Raw genomic sequence first — 4774 nt, 5'->3', positions numbered from 1 at the left:
GCTGTCAGCAACACTCGGTCAGGGTGCTTTCATGAGACGCGCCGAACGCCTTTTCCAGATCGTCCAGATCCTGCGCCGCAGCCGCGCGCCCGTGACCGCGGACGCCATCGCCGTGGAACTGGAGACCTCCAAACGCAGCGTCTACCGCGACATCGCCGCACTGATCGGTCAAAGGACGCCCATCCGCGGCGAGGCGGGCGTCGGCTATGTGCTGGAGGCCGGGTACGACATGCCGCCCCTGATGCTCACCCCCGACGAGATCGAAGCCGCCGTCCTGGGCGCCCAATGGGTGGCCGGCCGTGGCGACCCTGCCCTGGCCCGAGCCGCCCGCGACCTGATCGCCAAGATCGCCGCCGCCGTGCCCGAAAAGCTGCGGCCCTTCGTGTTCGAACCCGCGACCGGCGCCTCGCCGGCCTGGCGGCAGCTGCCCGACGGCCTCGACATCGCCCAGACCCGCGCCTGGATCCATGCGGGCCGCAAGATCAAGCTGGACTATCGCGACGAAAAGGGCGCGCTCAGCCAGCGGGTGATCTGGCCCGTGACCGTCGGCTATCTCGACACCGTCCGCCTGCTGATCGGCTGGTGCGAACTTCGCGGCGATTTTCGCAACTTCCGCACCGACCGGGTCGAGGCCGCGCAGTTTCTCGACGAACGGCACGGCCAGCGCAGCGGCGTGCTGCGGGCGCGCTGGCTCAGGGCCCGGGACGACGAGCGCCAGGCCTGGCTGGCGGAAAGCGATAAGGCCTAGAGGCCCTTTCGCCGGGCGAAGGTCTCGAACAGCACCGGCCAGGCCGCGACCGGCTTGCCGGCCACGAAGCGCAGACCGAAACCGTGACCGCCTTCCTCGAAGACGTGCAGTTCGGCCGGGATCGCGCGGGCCTTCAGGGCGGCGAACATCAGCAGGGCGTTCTGCACCGGCACCGAGGGGTCGTCGGCGGCGTGGACGAGAAAAACAGGCGGTGTCTCGGCGCCGACATTCTGGTCGGGAGAATAGGCCGCCACCCGCGCCGCATCGGGATCAGGGCCGAGCAACTGTTTGCGTGAGCCGGCGTGGGCCGGGCCGCTGGCCATCGACACCACCGGATAGATCAGGGCCGACAGGTCCGGCCGGGCCGACAGGTCGTCGGCCGGGTCGATGCGATCATAGACCCTGGCGTCGAAGCGCGTGGTCAGGCTGGCCGCCACGTGACCACCGGCCGAGAAGCCCATGATCGCCACCCGCCGGGGGTCGATCTTCAGGTCCGTGGCCCGGGCCCGGGTCAGGCGAAGGGCGCGCTGGGCGTCCTGCAGGGGCGCGTCGGCGGCCTGGGCCCAGCCGTCGCCCGGCAGCCGATACAGCAGCACCAGGGCGGTGTAGCCGCGATCCGCCAGCCAGCGCGCGGTCTCGAAGCCCTCCTTGTCGACCACGACCCGCTCATAGCCGCCGCCGGGGACCAGGATCACCGCGGCCCCGTTGGGCTTGGCGGGCCGGAATACCGTCAGGGTCGGCTGGCGGACATGGGTGACGGCGCGATCCCTCAGGCCCTTGGCGTCCCCGCGTTCCGTGACGACCTGGGTGACGACGACGGCCTCGCCGCCGGGCGGGCCGTTGGGCCACAGGGCGATGACCTCGGCGGGATCAGCCGGCGGCCCCGCCGCGAGGGCGGCCTTCGGCGCGCCGACGCCGATCAGGCCCAGGAGGGCGGTGGCGAGGGTTGTGCGACGGCTCATCACGGACGGCTTCCTTCAACGCGGGCGCAGACCCTATTGCCACCGGTTTCCGCCTTCAAGGCTCAGCGGGCGGCGAACCGCAGGTGGTGCAGCACGACGCCGCTGGTGGTGGCGACATTCAGGGAGTCGAACCCGCTGGCCATCGGAATGCCGACAGCGGTCGCCCGCGCGATCAGGTCGGCGGAAAGGCCGGGCCCCTCGGCCCCCAACAGCACGGCCGTGCGGGCCGAAGGGACGAGCTCGGCCAGGGTCCTGGTCGCCGACGGCGTCAGGGCCAGCGCCTCGAAGCCCTGGGCCGCCAACAGGGCCATCACATCCTCGCCCGGGGCCAGCCGCGCGGTCGGCACGCTGAGCGCCGCCCCGACCGAAACCCGGATGGCCTTGCGATACAGTGGATCGCAGCACTCGCTGTCGAGGATCACCCCGGCCGCCCCGAACGCCGCGGCGTTGCGATAGATTCCGCCGAGATTGTCGTGATTGGCGATACCGGCCAGGACGAGCACCACGGCCCGCGCCGGGGCGGCGGCCAGAAGGTCGGCGGGCGACAGCGGCGCGGGCTTGCGCCCCACCGCCAGCACCCCGCGATGCAGGTGGAACCCGGCCACCGCGTCGAGGACCGCCTGGCCCACGCTATAGACCGGCGTGGCGGGCGGCAGGGCGGCGAACAGATCGGCCAGCTTGTCGGCCCGCTTGCCGTCGATCAGCAGGGACTCGATCCGCTCGGGCGCATCGCGGGCGAAGGCGCGCAGGACGGTCTCGCCCTCGGCGATGAACAGCCCCTGGCGTCCCACCAGATCGCGCTCCTTGATGTCGCGATAGGCCGCCACGCGCGGATCGGCGGGATCATCGATCTGAAGGATATGGGCCACGGGGTTCTCTGTTGGAGCTCGACTCTATCGCACGCCCCGTATCGGAAGGATCACCAGGCCGCCAGCCACCGCCAGTCCCGCCGCGACCAGGAACAGGGCATGATAGTTCATGTGGGCGGGTCCCAGGACCCAGATCGCCAGCACCGGCGCCAGGGCCTGGGGCAAGGTGTTGGCCAGGTTGATCACCCCCAGATCCTTGCCGGCGTCGGCCTGGGAGGGCAGCACCTGGCTGACCAGGGCGTAGTCCACCGCATGATAACAACCGGCCCCGCAGCCGAACAGCACGAACCCCGCCACGACCAGGGGCCAGGCTGGAACCAGAGAGAAGGTCAGCATGGCCGCGCCGATCACCAGGGCCGCGCCGGCCGCGAACAGCTTTCGCCGACCCAGACGGTCCGACAGGGCGCCGCCCAGCATGGCGCAGGTGATGTTGGCGAGCGTGGAGACCGCGGTCAGCAGGGCAAGGCCCTGCTCGGCGCGCTGGCCAGGAAACAGCGCCTCGTAGCGGAGGGCGTCCTGCAGGTAGAACAGCATGTAGCTCTGGGTCAGGGTCATGGCGGCCAGCACCAGGAACCGGCTCAACCAGGCCAGGGCGAAGTCCGGATGCTTTCGCGGATCCACCCAAAGGCCGGCCAGCATCGCGCGGGGCGAAAAGGGCGCGGCGTCGGCCTTGGCCAGCGGCGAATCCTTCACGACCATCAGGAAGGGCGCCAGGCTGACGACCAGAACCAGGCTGATGGCCAGATAGCGCGAAGCTTCGGTCAGCAGCAGTCCGCCGATCAGGATCGCCCCCGCCACCTGACCGATCGGATGACCCAGGCTGAGAAAGGCCGAAACCCTGCCCTTCTGGACGTCCGGCACCCGGTCGGGCAGCACGGCCAGCAGGGCCGCGAACAGGAAGTTGAACGCCAACTGGAAGCCGATCACGCCGACCAGCAGCCGCTCGACGCTGTCGGCGGACATGATCACCAGATAGGAGGCCACGGTACCCGCCGCGCCCAACAGCATCCACGGCCGCCGGCGGCCGAGGCGACTGGTGGTGCGGTCGCTGATCGCGCCGGCCATCAGGTTGGCCACGCTGGCGGTCAGGGCGCCGAAGAAGGCCACCGTGCTGAGCACCACCGCCTTGCCGGCGGGATCGATCGCCGCGGCCTTCAGGGGCAGCAGCACCTGAAATAACGGCATGAAGCTGACGAAGGCGCCGATCACCGCCAGCGTAAAGGCGGCGATGAAGCCCGCCGTCACCGGCCTGACCGGCCGGGCCGCGTCAATGGCCGTCATTACCCCTCCGCTCAGGCGTGCTCTTCGGCCACGCTCCGACGGACATTGACCGTCGAGGTCACGCTATACAAGGGTCGCCATAGAGGGGTCGCCGAACCCGCCCTATCGACCAGGACGGGCGAAGGCGGCGACCCGCGCGCGCGCCGAGGGGACCGGATCGTCGACGACGACGCCCTGACCGGTGCGAAACCCGCCGACGTGATTGGCGAGGTCGGCCGCCTCGGAGCGAAGCGCGTGGGTGGCCCGGGTCGAGCGCTGCACCATGGCGCTGTTGCGCTGCGTGACCTGATCCAGCTGATTGACGGCGGCGTTGACCTGGCCGAGCGCCGAGGCCTGCTCATTGGCCGAGGCGGCGATCTCGTTGACCAGGACGTCGATGGCCCCGACCTTGTCGACGATGCCGCGAAGGGCGGCGCCGGTTTCGCCCACCAGGCTGACGCCCTCGCCGACCTGACGGCTGGAATCGGCGATCAGGGTCTTGATCTCCCGCGCCGCATCGGCCGAGCGCTGGGCCAGGGCGCGAACTTCCTGGGCCACCACGGCGAAGCCGCGCCCGGCGTCTCCGGCGCGGGCGGCCTCGACCCCGGCGTTCAGGGCCAGGAGGTTGGTCTGGAAAGCGATCTCGTCGATGACGCCCAGGATCTGGTTGACCTGGTTGGAGGAGGTCTCGATCTGGGTCATGGCCTCGGCGGCCCGGGTTACCACCGCGCCCGACCTCTGGGCCTCCGCGGCGGCTTCGCTGACCCGCTCGGAAACCTCCTTGGCCCCCTTGGCGGTCCGGCTGACCGTGGCGGTCAGCTGGTCGACCGCGGCGGCGGTCTGCTGCAGGGTCGTGGCCTGCTGGTCCGTCCGCTGGGCCAGGTCATCGGCCGCCTGGGCGATTTCGTCGGCGGCCGGCGCGAATGCCGTCGGTG

The 4774-nt window shown here is 70.7% G+C and carries 4 protein-coding genes and 1 pseudogene; 1 reads left to right on the top strand and 4 read right to left on the bottom strand.

The genetic code is table 11. The features are described 5' to 3' along the window. Positions 1 to 31 precede the first annotated feature (31 nt). Positions 32 to 748 (top strand): YafY family protein, encoded by a 717-nt coding sequence (locus tag CSW58_RS07880; RefSeq protein ID WP_099446922.1) that lies wholly within the window; start codon positions 32 to 34, stop codon positions 746 to 748. Here CSW58_RS07880 and CSW58_RS07875 read toward each other — a convergent pair. The 4 genes and pseudogenes from CSW58_RS07875 to CSW58_RS07860 form a co-directional block, all read right to left on the bottom strand. After that, on the bottom strand, positions 745 to 1710 hold the full coding sequence (locus tag CSW58_RS07875) for an alpha/beta hydrolase (RefSeq protein ID WP_099446921.1): 966 nt from the start codon (positions 1708 to 1710) through the stop codon (positions 745 to 747). The genes CSW58_RS07880 and CSW58_RS07875 overlap by 4 nt on opposite strands. Positions 1711 to 1772: 62 nt before the next feature. Continuing rightward, positions 1773 to 2579: an RNA methyltransferase gene (locus tag CSW58_RS07870; protein WP_099446920.1), complete on the bottom strand. Its 807-nt coding sequence runs from the start codon at positions 2577 to 2579 to the stop codon at positions 1773 to 1775. Positions 2580 to 2603: 24 nt separating this feature from the next. After that, the gene (locus tag CSW58_RS07865; protein ID WP_099446919.1) at positions 2604 to 3860 is read right to left on the bottom strand and encodes an MFS transporter; all 1257 of its coding nucleotides are present in this window, start codon (positions 3858 to 3860) and stop codon (positions 2604 to 2606) included. A gap of 102 nt (positions 3861 to 3962) precedes the next feature. Further along, positions 3963 to 4774 (bottom strand): annotated as a pseudogene (locus CSW58_RS07860) (methyl-accepting chemotaxis protein); the annotation flags it as partial.

It is taken from the genome of Caulobacter sp. B11, assembly GCF_002737765.1.
Taxonomy (GTDB): Bacteria; Pseudomonadota; Alphaproteobacteria; order Caulobacterales; family Caulobacteraceae; genus Caulobacter.
This window is presented reverse-complemented; position numbering and strand designations above follow the sequence as displayed.